Consider the following 12,446-nt stretch of genomic DNA (forward strand, 5'->3'; position numbering starts at 1 on the left):
GATTCATCCTCGCATGGCCCCCCGACAGCGCAAGGGGCCGCCGCTATGCGCCTGCTGTGAGGGCCTCAGCCGGCGCGCGTTAAGCTCGGAGGATGACCCCGGGAGGAGAACGCGCCGCGCTGCGGGTCGCGGTCGTGGGCGCTGGCCCCCGCGGCGCCTCCGCGGTCGAACGCCTCCTCGCGAACTGGGCCGCGCTCGGCGCCTCGCGGACGACGGCGGCGGGCAACCCGGGCGCGGGCCGTCCCCGCGCGCTCGAGATCACCGTGTTTGACCCGTTCACCCCCGGCCCCGGCCGGGTCTGGCGGCCCGAGCAGCCGCGCGAGTTCCTCATGAACACGCCGTGCCTCTTCCCCACGATGATCCCCTCGGAGCCCGGGCTCGCTCCGCCGCTCAAGGGTGGGAGTTTCCTCGAGTGGCTGCGGGCGCGGGAGGACCCCAGCGACGAGGCTGCGGCGCTCGAAGCCACCGGCTACCCGCCGCGCGCCCTGTACGGCCGCTACCTTGCCGAGACGTTCGAAGCGATCCTCGCCGCCGCCCCCGAGGGTGCGAGCGTCCGGCACGTCCGCGCGCAGGTCGCGCGGCTCGGCCGGACGCCGCACGGCTGGGCCGTCACCACCGCGGATGGGCGCGCGCGCGAGGCGGACGCGGTCGTGCTCGCGCTCGGGCACGTCCCGTCGAAGCCCTCGCGGTCGCAGCACGAGCTCATGGATGCCGCCGTGCGCCTCGGGCTCACGTATTTGCCGCCCGCCGCGCCCGCGGACGTCGACTGGGACGTCCTTCCGGCCGGGCGGCCCGTGCTCGTGCGGGGCATGGGGCTGAACTTCTTCGACGTCATGATCCGGCTCACCGAGGGGCGCGGCGGGCGGTTCAAGGAGGGGCCGGCGGGCCTCGAGTATTTCCCGTCCGGCCGCGAGCCGAGGCTCGTCGCGGCGTCCCGCCGCGGGGTCCCGTATCGGGGCAAGGCCAATCTCGGCTCCTACTACGCGGACCGCGTGCGGCTCCGCTGGCTCACGCGGGCGGCCGCCCTCGCACCGCGGGAGGCGGGGGTTACGCCGTCGTTCGATGCGGACCTCTGGCCGCTCCTGCACCGCGACACCCTGTGGGCCTACTATTCGACGCTCGCGCGAGCCGAACCGGGGGCCGTCGCGCCCGGGTGTCTGGCCGAGCTCGACCGCGCGCTCGCGGTCGAGGATCCGTCGTGGGAGCTGCACGCGCAGCGCGTGGTCGAGCGCGGGGTGCCCGAGGACCGGCGTCTGGACCTGCGCGGCCTCGGGGCGCCCCTCGTGGGCCGCCACTTCGCGCGCCGCTCCGACCTCGACGCGCAGATCCTCGCGTACCTCGACGCGGACGCCGCCGGCTCCGCGCGCGGCGAGGACGATCCGATCAAGATGGCCGTCGCCGCGCTCCATCGCGGCCGCGCGGTGCTCAAGGAGGCCGTGGCCGACGGCGGCATCACCGAGGAATCGTGGGTCGCCGGCCTGCGGGGCTGGTTCGAGGGGCTCGTCGAGGGCCTTGCGAGCGGGCCGCCGTCGCTGCGCATCCGCCAGCTCGCCGCGCTCATCCGGGCGGGCGTCGTGAGTACGGTGGGCCCAGAGCCGCGCTTCCGCGTGGACCGCGGCGCGGGCTGTTTCGTGGCCGATTCGCCGTGGGTCGGCGGCGCGCCCGTCTACGCGGCCGCGATGGTCGAGGCCCTCGCCCCCGCGAACGTCGTGGCCGCCGCCGATTCGCCGCTCATCGAGGGGCTCCTCGCGGACGGCCTCGTGCGCCCCAAGTACCTCGCCGGCGCGGACGGCGTCCCGCGGCCCGCGAGCGGGCTCGACGTCACCCCGCCCCCGTACCGCCCGCTCGACGTCAACGGCCACGCGGTTCCGGGGCTGTACGTGCTGGGACTCCAGCTTTCGGCGGTGCAGTGGGGCACAGCGATCGCCGCCGAGGCCCACCCTTTCGGGGCGCCCGGGGAGGCGGACGACGGCGCCGCCTACCCGAGCGGGCAGCGCACCCTCCGCGACGCGGACCTCGCGGCCCGCGCGATCCTCGGGCTCTAGGTTGCGCCGTCACCTCCGCGGGGTTCTCCCAACGGAGGTGACGGCACAACGTGGGGGCGGTCCGGGCTGCCTTCGCGTGCGCCGCCCGAATACCGCGGAGTGACTACTCGGCAGCCTGCTCGCCGCCCTGACCAAGGTCCTGGTTGACGAGGAACACCGCGCCGAGCGGGTCCGCGAGGGTTGCCATGCGGCCGAACGGCGTGTCCTCCGCGCCGCGGATCACCTGGCCGCCGAGCTTCGCCGCCGCCTCGATCGCCGCGTTCGCGTCCGCCACGCCCCAATAGATGTGCCAGTTGGACGGCACGCCCTCCGGGAGCTCGTTCGCGGCGTCCATGATGCCAGCCTTGGCCTCTCCCCCGGCGCCGAGCGTCGTGTAGCGGAACTCGGGCGTATCGCTCATGACGTCGGTCTCCCAACCGAGCGCGTCCTGGTAGAACTTCACCGTGGGCTCGTAGGCGCGCGTGAAGTTCTCGAACCAGACGGGCGAACCGGGCTCCATGACCTTGCCGAAGCCCGTGTGGCCCGTGCTCTGCCACACGCCGAACGCGGCACCGCCCGCGTCGCCGTACATCGCCATGTGCCCCTGCTCGGGGACCTCCATCGGCGGGACGTAGACCTGGCCGCCCGCGGCCTCGATCTTCTGGGCCGTCGCACCGATGTCATCGGTGCTGAGGTACACGGTCCAGACGTCCGGCATCGTGGCCTGCTCGGGCATCTTGCTCATGAGCCCGGCGACCTGCTCGCCGTCCTTCCAGGCCGTCACGTAGCCGCCGTACTTCTCCTGGTCGCCCACCTCGTACGTCCAACCGAAGAGCTCGCCGTAGAAGGCCTTCGCCTTCTCAACGTCGCTCGTCATGAGGTCGGCCCAGCAAGGGGCTCCGGAGGTGATCTCGGGCTTGGGCATGGCTGCTCCTTGGTTGGTGGTGACTCGTGGTTCTTCCAACGCTGACGACGCTATTAGGGCCCACCGACAGTTTTCAAGCTCTGCGGCGCGGCGAAGTCCCGCGAGAAAGGCCGCGACCGCCGCTCGCGCGAGACCGGCCGGAAAGCCCAACACCCCCGGTCCGAAGACCGGGGGTGTCAATGATCGCGACATCCGTCAAGGGCGTCTCGCTGCATCACGCGCGGAAGGTAAGGGATTTGAACCCTTGGTGCGGGGTGACCGCACACTGGTTTTCAAGACCAGCTCCATAGGCCGCTCGGACAACCTTCCCTGTGCCTAGTAGTGTTTCATAGGCATCAAGACCTGACGAAACCGGTACGGGCACGCCTCGGGAGGAACCACGAGCATGAAGGCCGTCTACATCGCTGAACCCGGTGGGCCCGAGGGCCTCGAAGTCCGCGACGTCTCCGATCCCGTACCCGGCACCGGCGAGGTGCTCATCGACGTCGTCGCAGCCGGCATCAATCGCGCCGACGTCCAGCAGCGCCGCGGCTTCTACCCGCCCCCGCCGGGCGTCTCCGAGGTTCCCGGGCTGGAAGTTTCGGGGCGCATCGCCGGGTTCGGGCCCGACGTCGTCCGTCCTTTTTCGGTGGGTGATCGGGTCGTCGCGCTGCTCGCGGGAGGCGGGTACGCGGAGAAGGTCGCGGTGCCCGCGGAGCAGGTGCTGCGGGTGCCCGAGGGCGTGGATCTCGTCACAGCCGCGAGCCTCCCGGAGACAGCCGCGACGGTGTACTCGAACCTCGTCATGACGGCGCAGCTCCGGGCCGGCGAGCTCGTGCTCATCCACGGCGCCACCGGTGGGATCGGCACGATGGCGGTGCAGATGGCGAAGGCCTTCGGGGCACGCGTCGCCGCGACGGCTGGCAGCGAGGAGAAGGTCAGCACGGCGCGCGCGTTCCTCGGCGTCGACGTGGCCATCAACTACAACGAGCAGGACTTCGTCGAGGCGGTGCGCAACGCGAGCGGCGGCCGGGGAGCGGACGTGATCCTCGACGTCGTCGGCGCGAAGTACCTCGAGCGCAACGTCGAGGCGCTCGCGCCGTACGGCCGGCTCATCATCATCGGGCTCCAGGGCGGCGCGAAGGCCGAGCTCAACATCGGATTGCTCCTCAACAAGCGTGCGGCAATTATCGGCACGGCGCTGCGGCCCCGGCCCGTCGAGGAGAAGGGCATCATCATGGCCGCGGTGCGCGAACACGTGTGGCCGCTCATCAAGGACGGGCGCATCAAGCCCCTCGTGGACCGTACGTTCCGGCTTGCCGATGTGCAGCGCGCCCACGAATACTTCGACTCCGGCGAGCATGTGGGCAAGGTCCTCCTGACCACCTGACAGGCCCTTCCGGCATCGGGCGGGCCCGGCCGCGCGCCCGGCGCATGTGCGAGGATGGCCACATGAGCGAAGCGCGCGGGAGCACTGCGCCCAACGGCGGTCAGAACGACGAGCCCGTTGAGGGCATGACGATCGACGACGGCGGCCAGCCGGGCGCGCCGGCGGCGGGTCGCATGATGCGCGGCGAACAGGGCGAGAACCGGCGCCGGGCGAGCCTCCAGGAGCTCGTCGACGAGCCCGCGAAGGTCATGCGGATCGGCACGATGGTGCGCCAGCTGCTCGAGGAAGTGAAGGGCGCCCCGCTCGACGAGGCGGCCCGCAACCGCCTCGCCGCCATCCACGAGCGCTCCATCGCCGAGCTCGAGGACGGGCTCGCGCCTGAGCTCGTCGACGAGCTCCACCGCATCACCCTCCCGTTCAGCGACAACTCCGTGCCGTCCGAATCCGAGCTCCGTGTCGCGCAAGCCCAGCTCGTGGGCTGGCTCGAGGGGCTCTTCCACGGCATCCAGACCGCCATCGCCGCCCAGCAGGCGGCCCATCAGCTCGCCGCAGCCCAGGTCCAACTCCGTCAGCTCCCGCCCGGAACGGTCATCGCCCCGGGCGTGGTCATCGGCGAGAACGGGGAGCCGCAGCGCGCGCCCATGAGCCCCGACCAGGCCCGGCTGCGCAGCGACCACCCTGACGCGGACCACGGTCCGGGCCAGTACCTCTGAGCGCACGGGTGGGGATCCTCGACAACGTCCTGCGCGGGCGTCGGGACGACGCCGAGCTCGGCAAGGGCTTGTGGCGCCGCGCGCACGACCGCTTCCAGCGTGGGCTCGACAGGTATCACCAGGTCCTCGAGGGCGTTGACGACGACGTGCTCTACGCCGAGCTCGTGGTCATCGCCGACGGGCTCGCTGGCCTGCTCCCGCGCGTCCGGGCCGTCTGCGTGATGTGCCAGCGCCTTGCCCCGAGCGACGGCTTCGACGTGCCCGGCGACTACGCCGATGTGCACCGCGCGCTGTCCAAAGCCGGGAACGCGCTCGCGACCACGGCGGAGGCCGCCGCCATGCTGAGCCTCGCCATCGGTCCCGTACCGGTCGGCGCGCTCTCGGTCCAGCGGCGGGCCGCGACGGTCGTCGAGCAAGTCGAGACGGCGGAGCGCGCCGTCAGCCTCTGACGGCTTGGTGCCGGGCTGGGGCTCTCGGGGCCCATGAGCCCGGCCCCGCATTATTCCGCGTTTCGCGGTCGGCGAAGCGGGCTGGAAATATCTGACAACCGCTCAGAAATCGGTTGCCTGAGTGGCAGGATGAGACCCATGGCTTCCACCGAATCCCTGACATCCCCTGTGCTCACTTTCCACGACGGCCACACCATCCCGCAGCTCGGCTACGGCGTGTGGCAGGTCGAGGACGACGTCGCTGAGCGCGTTGTCGGCGAGGCGTTCGAGGCTGGCTACCGCCACATCGACACCGCCGCGATCTACGGCAACGAGGGCGGCGTGGGCCGCGCCATCGCGAAGTCCGGCCTCGCCCGCGAGGACCTGTTCATCACCACGAAGCTCTGGAACGCAAACCAGGGCGCCGGCAAGGTCGGCCCCGCGTTCGAGGCCTCGCTCGAGAAGCTCGGCCTCGAGTACGTGGACCTCTACCTCATCCACTGGCTCCAGCCGAAGCGGGGCCTGTACGTCGAGACGTGGCAGGAGTTCGTCAAGCTCCAGGCCTCGGGCCGAGTGCGCTCGATCGGCGTCTCCAACTTCACGATCGAGACGATCCAGGAGATCGAGCGCGAGACGGGCGTCCTCCCGGTCATCAACCAGGTCGAGACCCACCCATACTTCCCGCAGGCCGAGCTGCGCGCGTTCGAATCCTCGAGCGGCATCCTGCACGAGTCTTGGTCCCCGCTCGGCCAGGGCAAGGGCCTGCTCGAGGACCCGGTCTTCCAGGCCGTCGCGGAGAAGCACGGCGCGACGCCGGCGCAGGTCGTCATCGCGTGGCACCTCGCGCTCGGCAACGTCGTGATCCCGAAGTCGGTCACGAGCGGACGCATCTCGGAGAACTGGGGCTCCCTCGGGGTCGTGCTCGACTCTGAGGATCTCGCGGCGATCGCCCAGCTCGACAAGGGCGCCCCGGGCCGCATCGCCTCCGACCCCGCGCACGCCGACTTCGGCTGACGTAGCCTGCCCTCAGCTTGCGCCGTCACTTTTGCGGGGTTGACCCTGCGTAGGTGACGGCGCAACGGGTTGGGACCCTGCGTAGGTGACGGCGCAACGAATGACGGCGGCACCGCCGTCGTTCGTTTCGGCGGGGAGTGCCCCCCCCGGACGCTAGGCGCCGGCCGCGGCCTCGCCCTCGGCGGCGCGCTCGGCCTCGCGCAGCGCGATCGCCGCGCCGACGAGGCCCAGATGGCTGAAGGCCTGAGGCATGTTGCCGAGCTGCCGCTTCGCCTCGGGGTCCCACTCCTCGCTCAGCAGGCCCACGTCGTTGCGGAGCGTGAGCAGGCGTTCGAAGAGGTCGCGGGCCTCGTCGAGCCGGCCGAGTCCGGCGAGTGCCGTGACGAGCCAGAATGAGCACGCGATGAAGACGCCCTCGCCGCCCGGCAGCCCGTCGTTGCTCGCCTCGGGGCGGTAGCGCATCACGAAACCGTCGGCGCGGAGCTCGCTCTGCACGGCCTCGACGGTCGCGACGACGCGCGGGTCCGAGTACGGGAGGAAACCGACCCGCGGGATGAGGAGGAGGCTCGCGTCGAGCTCGTCCCACCCGTAGGCCTGCACGAAGTATCCGTGCTCGGGGTGAACGCCGTGCCGCAGGACGTCCTCGTGGATCTCGTCGCGCAGCGCCGCCCACCGCTCGCGGGGCCCGTCGAAGCCGAACTCGTCGATGGCCTTGACCATGCGATCGGCCGCGACCCACGCCATGACCTTCGAATACACGAAGTGCCGCTTCGCGCCGCGCATCTCCCAGAGCCCGTTGTCCTTGCGCCGCCACGTCTTCTCGAGATGCTTCATGAGCGCCGTCTGCACGTCCCACGCGGCGTCGGTGTGCTTCCCGAGGCTCGCGCGGGTGAGCGCGAGGCCGTCGATCACCTCGCCCCAGACGTCGAGCTGGAGCTGATCCGCGGCGGCGTTGCCGTCGCGCACGGGGCGGGAGGATTCGTAGCCGGGCAGCCACGCGAGCTCGAACTCCGGGAGGCGCCGCTTGCCCGTGATCGAGTACATGATCTGCAGATCCGCGGGATCGCCGGCGACGGCGCGGAGGAGCCAGTCGCGCCACGCCTTCGCCTCCTCGGTGTAGCCCGCCTCGAGGAGGGACTCGAGGGTGAGGGAGGCGTCGCGGAGCCAACAGTAGCGGTAGTCCCAGTTCCGAGGCCCCCCGATCCACTCGGGGAGGGACGTGGTGGGCGCCGCGACGATCGCGCCCGTGGGCTCGTACGTCATGGCCTTGAGCGTGATGAGCGAGCCGCGCACCTCGTCCTGATACGGGCCGTCGATGCAGCAGCGCTTGGACCATGTGGTCCAGAACTCGGTGGTCCGCTCGAGCGAGACATCGGCGTCGGTCTGGGGCTTGTACGGGACATGGCTCGGCATCCACGTCAGGACGAACGGGACCCGCTCGCCCTCCGCCACGGTGAACTCGCTGACGGTGCGGAAGTGCTTTCCCTCGAGCGGAGCGCTCGTGGTGAGGTAGGCGGAGTCGGGGCCTGCGACGGCGTGGAGCACTCCCTTGCGCCGCCGGACCCACGGGATGACGTGGCCGTAGTCGAAACGCAGCACGAGTTCCCCGCGCATGGACACGGTGCCGCTCACACACTCGACGATCCGCACGACGTCGATCACGTCTTCGCGCGGCGGCATGAAGTCGAGGATCCGCACGGTTCCGGTCTCGGTCTCCCACAGCGTTTCGAGCACGAGCGTGTCCGGCAGATAGCGCCTGCTGGTGCATTCGCCGCCGCTCGCCGGAGCGAGGAGCCACCGCCCGTTGTCCGGCGTCCCGAGGAGGGACGCGAAGCACGAGGGCGAATCGAAATGGGGCAGGCACAGCCAATCGATGGATCCGTCTCGCCCTACGAGAGCGGCCGTGTGCAGGTCGCCAAGGAGCGCATAGTCTTCTATCCGCGACATGTGCGCACCCTACCAAGATCAGCTCGGCGTACGCTGGCGGCATGAGCCAGGAGCCCGAAAGCACCTCCTCCTGGGCCTCCACTCCGGCCATCCGCAAGACCATGCTCGGGAACCGGTCGCGCGACACCGCCCCTGAGCTTCTGGTCCGGCGGGCCGTTCACGCGATGGGCCTGCGCTATCGCGTCGCGTTCCGGCCCGAACCGGACTTGCGCCGCACGGCGGATCTTGTCTTCACGCGGGCGCACGTCGCCGTGTTCATCGACGGCTGCTATTGGCACGGCTGCCCCGAGCATTACATCGAGCCCAAGCGGAACGTGGACTACTGGCGGCCCAAGATCGCCCGGAACCGCGCGCGCGACGAGGAGACGACGGCGGCGCTCACCGAGCGTGGATGGCGCGTGCTGCGCTTCTGGAGCCACGAGGACCCGATCACGGTGGCGGCCGAGATCCGCCGGGCGGTGCTGGGGAACGGGCAGTGATGGGGAACGGGCAGTGATGGCGGAACGGGCAGTGATTGGGGATGCGCTGGACGGGTAGTGAACCGGTACCTGAGCTAGGAGGTCTCAGTTTTGAAATCGTCGTCCAGCGGATGGCCAAGACCGCGCGGCCGTGCAGCGGCCGCTGACCGAGGGAGCTGGCTTCATGTCTCTTGCGGGCCGGTTGGCACGCCGGCGGATTCTCGTCACAGGAGAGGACCCGGAATTATCAGAACGCCTAGGGGCCGTCTTTGAACGGTGCGGGGCCGTGCTCGACATCGAGCCGGCGGACTCTGCAGACGGTACGCGCATCGCGCGCTCGGCTGCGCGTCACCTCGGGGGGCTCGACGTTCTGGTGAACACCGGGCCCGCGGTGATCCCCGAGGTGGGGGAGCGGCCGGCGGCCGTCCGCCGCGGCGTGGAGCGCGCGCTTGAGCATTCCATGGCCCTCCTCGTGACCACGACCGAGGCAGCGCTCCCGTCCATGAACGCAGGGGCGAGCATCATCAACACCGCCGGCTTCTCGGCGCACAGCCTCGTGCTGAGCCGGGGCCAGGAGGCCCTCGCGACGGCCGTCCTCGAGACGACGCGCGGGTGGGCGCAGGCGCTCGGGCCCCGCGGCGTGCGGGTCAATGCGGTGGTCGGCGGGCCGCGATGGGACCCGATCCTCGAGGCGAAGCTCGACCACGGCCAGCGCCCCGAGCCCGTCACCGACGAAGAGGAGCTCGACGCGTTCGTGTACCTCGCGTCGGCGGAGTCGAGCCACGTCTCGGGCTCGGTGATCGCCGTGGCCCGCGCCCTGACCTCGGACGAGTTGGAGCCCTCGACCGATCGGTGACCGGCTTCGCCAGCTTCTTTGCCGGCCTCCCCGGCAGCTGCGTCGGCTTCCCCAACTTCGGAACCGATCTCCCCGACTCTTAGCCGCGTACCCCGGCGCGGCCCTTAAAGCGCTCGGCGAGTTGCGCCGTCGTCGGTTGGAAGTTGGGGAGGCTGGCCCAGTAGTTGGGGAGGCTGGCCCAGAAGCTGGGGATCCGCGTCAACGAAGACCGCGTCGAGGACGGCCCTCGCGGTGCCCTCCCACCCCGGGAGGACGAGCCGCGCGGCGCGGGCCGCGGAGCGCCAGGCGGCGCGGAGGCTCCGATCCGTGAGCCACGCCCGGAGGGCCTCCTCGAGTGCGTCGACGGAGCGGAGCGCCCCGACCGCACCGGCGAGCCCCTCGCCCCCGGCCACCGAGAGCCCGAGCGCTTCCTCCGCGCCGGTCCCGGCCGGGACGAGCGCCGGGACGCCGTGCGAGAGCGAGTCCACGACCGTGAGCCCGAACGTCTCGCTCGCGCTCGGCAGGACGCTCAGGTCTGCGGCGAGCCACGCGTCCTCGAGGTCGGCGCCGGAGAGCTGTCCCGTGATCGTGACACGCGAGGCCAGGGGCGGCAGCGACGCGGCGTGGTGCACCTGCCGCGCATACGTGCCGTCGGCCCGGTCGGAGCCCACGAGCCAGGCGGTCCATGGGACGTCCGCAAGCCGTTCGAGCGCCTCGAGCAGGATCAGCTGGCCCTTGCCCGGAAGGAGGGCCGCGACGCACACGATCCGCGCCGGGCGAGATCCGCGGGCCTGCCCGGCAGTCGCGACCCCGGGACGGGCGACGGCGGCCCCCACCCCGTACCGCTGCGCGAGCCGCCCCGCGGCGAATTCGCTGGGCGAAAGCACGCCCGTGGCGATCGTGAGGGCGGCGTGCTCAAGGCCCGCCAGCCGCGCCGCATCGGGGCCAGCGCTCGGGGCGAGGTCCACGAGGGAGGTGTGGACGAGGACCCACACGGCGAGCCCGGCCCGCTCGGCCTCCCGGAGCTCGTCGGGGCACCCCAGGCCAACAAGGCCGTCGACGATCGCCGCTCCTCCACCGTCGGCGGCGATGCTCCTGAGCAACGCCGCGAGCGCCGCGCGGTCCGCCGCGCTGCCCTCGGGCCACGCGCCCGGCGCTACATGCTCGCGGACGTCGACGCCGAGTTCGCGCAGTCCCGCGATGAGCCGCTCGTTGTAGGTGAGCCCGCCCGACTTCCAGCCGAGCGCGCCGGGGCCGACGACGTCGATCCTCACCGCTGAGGGCGGCATCAGGGGAGGTCCAAGCTGTACGAGGCCCACGCGTCGGGGGTTTCGCGGAGCACGACGGCCACGCCGACGAGCCGATCGCGAGCGCCGGGCTCGAGCCGGTCCGCAACGGCTTCGGCGATGTGGCGCGCGAGGGCCTCCGTGGTCGTGAGCTTTCCCTCGAACGCGGGGTGCTCGTCGAGGTTTCGGTACCTCAGTCCGTCGAGGACTTCGCCCAGCAGCCCGGACAGGACGCCGATGTCGAGGACGGTCGCGTTCTCGCCGAGCTCTCGGGCGCGCACGGTGAGCTCGGCAACGAACGTGGCCCCGTGGAGCCCCTGCGCGGGCCCGAACGCGGGCCGCGGCAGACTGTGTGCGACCATCACGTGGTCACGCACGGTCAGTGAGTACATGCTCTTCCTCGGCTCCTGGGTAGCGAATCACGTGGCAGAGTCCGTCGAGGGCGCCCGAGGCGAGGGCCTCGGCGTCGCGCGGCAGATCCGCGAAGTCGGTGGGACCGCTCAGAAAGCGGTCGAAGATGGGGTCGGCGAGCAGGTCCAGCGCCAGGCCGAGCCGTTCGGCCCGCGTGCGGCGATGGCGCCGGGCCAGGGCGACGGCGCTGACTTGGCTCGAGCGGAGCGTGAGCCGCCGCGCATGGAAGTCGGCGCCGAGTGGGAGCGTGACGGGCTCCGCGCCGTACCAGGAAAGCTCGAGCACCTCGCCGTCGTCGCCCGCGAGTTCGAGGCTGCAGGCCAGGCCCTCCGCGCGCGCCGAACAATGCACCACGAGGTCGCAATCGGCGAGCGCCTCGCCCGGCAGGGCGAAGTCCGCGCCCAAGGCGCCGGCGAGCTCCGCCTTGGCGGGGTCGTTGTCCACCGCTTGGAGCCGGCCGAGCGGAAAGCGCCCGAGGAGCGCGAGGATGGCACCGCCCACGAGGCCGCAGCCGACGACGGCGACCCGGTCGCCGAGGCGCGGCGCGGCGTCCCACAGTGCGTTGACGGCGGTCTCGAGCGCGCCCGCGAGGACGGCGCGCGCGGGCGGCACCTCGTCAGGGACGACGGCGAGTTCAGCGACGGGCACGACGTAGCGGTCCTGGTGAGGGTACAGGCAGAAGACGGTGCGTCCGCGCAGCGCGTCCGGGCCCTCCTCGACGACCCCGACGGACAAGTAGCCGTATTTCACGGGGTTGGGGAACGATCCCTCTTGGTGCGGCGCCTGCATAAGCCCCGCGACGCGCTGCGGAACGCGGTTCGCGAGGACGAGGCCCTCGGTGCCGCGGCTGTACCCCGAATAGAGGGAGCGGACGAGCGCCGCGCCCTCGCCGGTCTGGGGCAGGGACTCGGTCCGCAGCTCGCCCTCGCACGGCCCCGTGATCCAATACGCGGTCGCGGAGCGGTCCTCGCCGCCTGGGGAATGGTTCATGGCTTCACCGCCACATCGATTGCCGAGAGGAGGAGTCTGCGGCTCC

12 protein-coding genes and 1 tRNA gene are annotated in these 12,446 nt (G+C 71.6%); 7 read left to right on the plus strand and 6 right to left on the minus strand.

Translation table 11 applies throughout. The annotated features are described in order from the left end of the window. Nucleotides 1-92 precede the first annotated feature (92 nt). Nucleotides 93-2,045: an FAD/NAD(P)-binding protein gene (locus tag ACOKR1_RS04100; RefSeq protein WP_422935484.1), complete on the plus strand. Its 1,953-nt coding sequence runs from the start codon at nucleotides 93-95 to the stop codon at nucleotides 2,043-2,045. A gap of 103 nt (nucleotides 2,046-2,148) precedes the next feature. On the opposite strand, the gene ACOKR1_RS04105 is transcribed toward ACOKR1_RS04100, so the two are convergent. Together ACOKR1_RS04105 and ACOKR1_RS04110 are read right to left on the minus strand one after the other, a co-directional pair. Beyond that, nucleotides 2,149-2,949: a VOC family protein gene (locus tag ACOKR1_RS04105; RefSeq protein ID WP_422935485.1), complete on the minus strand. Its 801-nt coding sequence runs from the start codon at nucleotides 2,947-2,949 to the stop codon at nucleotides 2,149-2,151. Nucleotides 2,950-3,170: 221 nt separating this feature from the next. Then, nucleotides 3,171-3,258: transfer RNA gene (locus ACOKR1_RS04110), tRNA-Ser, on the minus strand. A 76-nt stretch (nucleotides 3,259-3,334) separates the two neighbouring features. Between ACOKR1_RS04110 and ACOKR1_RS04115 the strand changes: the two genes are divergently transcribed. The 4 genes from ACOKR1_RS04115 (at nucleotide 3,335) to ACOKR1_RS04130 (ending at nucleotide 6,473) form a co-directional block, all read left to right on the plus strand. Continuing rightward, complete coding sequence (locus tag ACOKR1_RS04115; RefSeq protein ID WP_422935486.1) at nucleotides 3,335-4,318, plus strand: NAD(P)H-quinone oxidoreductase; 984 nt, start codon at nucleotides 3,335-3,337, stop codon at nucleotides 4,316-4,318. Between the two features lie 62 nt (nucleotides 4,319-4,380). After that, nucleotides 4,381-5,031 (plus strand): bacterial proteasome activator family protein, encoded by a 651-nt coding sequence (locus ACOKR1_RS04120; protein ID WP_422935487.1) that lies wholly within the window; start codon nucleotides 4,381-4,383, stop codon nucleotides 5,029-5,031. A gap of 8 nt (nucleotides 5,032-5,039) precedes the next feature. Beyond that, nucleotides 5,040-5,480 (plus strand): hypothetical protein, encoded by a 441-nt coding sequence (locus ACOKR1_RS04125; protein ID WP_422935488.1) that lies wholly within the window; start codon nucleotides 5,040-5,042, stop codon nucleotides 5,478-5,480. A 138-nt stretch (nucleotides 5,481-5,618) separates the two neighbouring features. After that, the gene (locus tag ACOKR1_RS04130) at nucleotides 5,619-6,473 is read left to right on the plus strand and encodes an aldo/keto reductase (protein WP_422935489.1); all 855 of its coding nucleotides are present in this window, start codon (nucleotides 5,619-5,621) and stop codon (nucleotides 6,471-6,473) included. Between the two features lie 153 nt (nucleotides 6,474-6,626). On the opposite strand, the gene ACOKR1_RS04135 is transcribed toward ACOKR1_RS04130, so the two are convergent. Continuing rightward, nucleotides 6,627-8,420: a glycoside hydrolase family 15 protein gene (locus tag ACOKR1_RS04135; RefSeq protein WP_422935490.1), complete on the minus strand. Its 1,794-nt coding sequence runs from the start codon at nucleotides 8,418-8,420 to the stop codon at nucleotides 6,627-6,629. A 41-nt stretch (nucleotides 8,421-8,461) separates the two neighbouring features. Between ACOKR1_RS04135 and ACOKR1_RS04140 the strand changes: the two genes are divergently transcribed. Together ACOKR1_RS04140 and ACOKR1_RS04145 are read left to right on the plus strand one after the other, a co-directional pair. Continuing rightward, on the plus strand, nucleotides 8,462-8,899 hold the full coding sequence (locus ACOKR1_RS04140; RefSeq protein ID WP_422935491.1) for a very short patch repair endonuclease: 438 nt from the start codon (nucleotides 8,462-8,464) through the stop codon (nucleotides 8,897-8,899). Between the two features lie 163 nt (nucleotides 8,900-9,062). Beyond that, nucleotides 9,063-9,734 (plus strand): SDR family oxidoreductase, encoded by a 672-nt coding sequence (locus ACOKR1_RS04145; protein WP_422935492.1) that lies wholly within the window; start codon nucleotides 9,063-9,065, stop codon nucleotides 9,732-9,734. A gap of 104 nt (nucleotides 9,735-9,838) precedes the next feature. Here the strand turns inward: ACOKR1_RS04145 and ACOKR1_RS04150 are convergent, their stop codons facing one another. The 3 genes from ACOKR1_RS04150 to ACOKR1_RS04160 are packed head-to-tail and all read right to left on the minus strand — an operon-like array spanning nucleotide 9,839 to nucleotide 12,400. Beyond that, nucleotides 9,839-11,002 (minus strand): glycosyltransferase family 4 protein, encoded by a 1,164-nt coding sequence (locus tag ACOKR1_RS04150; RefSeq protein ID WP_422935493.1) that lies wholly within the window; start codon nucleotides 11,000-11,002, stop codon nucleotides 9,839-9,841. Next, nucleotides 11,002-11,391, minus strand: a complete 390-nt coding sequence (locus tag ACOKR1_RS04155) for a 6-pyruvoyl trahydropterin synthase family protein (protein ID WP_422935494.1) — start codon at nucleotides 11,389-11,391, stop codon at nucleotides 11,002-11,004. Before ACOKR1_RS04155 ends, ACOKR1_RS04150 begins: the two co-directional genes overlap by 1 nt. After that, a complete protein-coding gene (locus tag ACOKR1_RS04160; protein ID WP_422935495.1) occupies nucleotides 11,369-12,400 on the minus strand; it encodes a zinc-dependent alcohol dehydrogenase in 1,032 nt (343 codons plus the stop codon). The genes ACOKR1_RS04155 and ACOKR1_RS04160 overlap by 23 nt, the downstream gene beginning before the upstream one ends. Nucleotides 12,401-12,446 lie beyond the last annotated feature (46 nt).

The sequence above is a fragment of the Sinomonas sp. P47F7 genome (assembly GCF_049332655.1).
Classification (GTDB): Bacteria; Actinomycetota; Actinomycetes; order Actinomycetales; family Micrococcaceae; genus Sinomonas.

Excerpts from the sequence above, each read along its gene's own strand:
- ACOKR1_RS04100 (WP_422935484.1), top strand. The coding sequence starts at position 93 with ATGACCCCGGGAGGAGAACGCGCCGCGCTGCGGGTCGCGGTCGTGGGC.
- ACOKR1_RS04105 (WP_422935485.1), bottom strand. The coding sequence starts at position 2,949 with ATGCCCAAGCCCGAGATCACCTCCGGAGCCCCTTGCTGGGCCGACCTC.
- ACOKR1_RS04115 (WP_422935486.1), top strand. The coding sequence starts at position 3,335 with ATGAAGGCCGTCTACATCGCTGAACCCGGTGGGCCCGAGGGCCTCGAA.
- ACOKR1_RS04120 (WP_422935487.1), top strand. The coding sequence starts at position 4,381 with ATGAGCGAAGCGCGCGGGAGCACTGCGCCCAACGGCGGTCAGAACGAC.
- ACOKR1_RS04130 (WP_422935489.1), top strand. The coding sequence starts at position 5,619 with ATGGCTTCCACCGAATCCCTGACATCCCCTGTGCTCACTTTCCACGAC.
- ACOKR1_RS04135 (WP_422935490.1), bottom strand. The coding sequence starts at position 8,420 with ATGTCGCGGATAGAAGACTATGCGCTCCTTGGCGACCTGCACACGGCC.
- ACOKR1_RS04140 (WP_422935491.1), top strand. The coding sequence starts at position 8,462 with ATGAGCCAGGAGCCCGAAAGCACCTCCTCCTGGGCCTCCACTCCGGCC.
- ACOKR1_RS04145 (WP_422935492.1), top strand. The coding sequence starts at position 9,063 with ATGTCTCTTGCGGGCCGGTTGGCACGCCGGCGGATTCTCGTCACAGGA.
- ACOKR1_RS04150 (WP_422935493.1), bottom strand. The coding sequence starts at position 11,002 with ATGCCGCCCTCAGCGGTGAGGATCGACGTCGTCGGCCCCGGCGCGCTC.
- ACOKR1_RS04155 (WP_422935494.1), bottom strand. The coding sequence starts at position 11,391 with ATGTACTCACTGACCGTGCGTGACCACGTGATGGTCGCACACAGTCTG.
- ACOKR1_RS04160 (WP_422935495.1), bottom strand. The coding sequence starts at position 12,400 with ATGAACCATTCCCCAGGCGGCGAGGACCGCTCCGCGACCGCGTATTGG.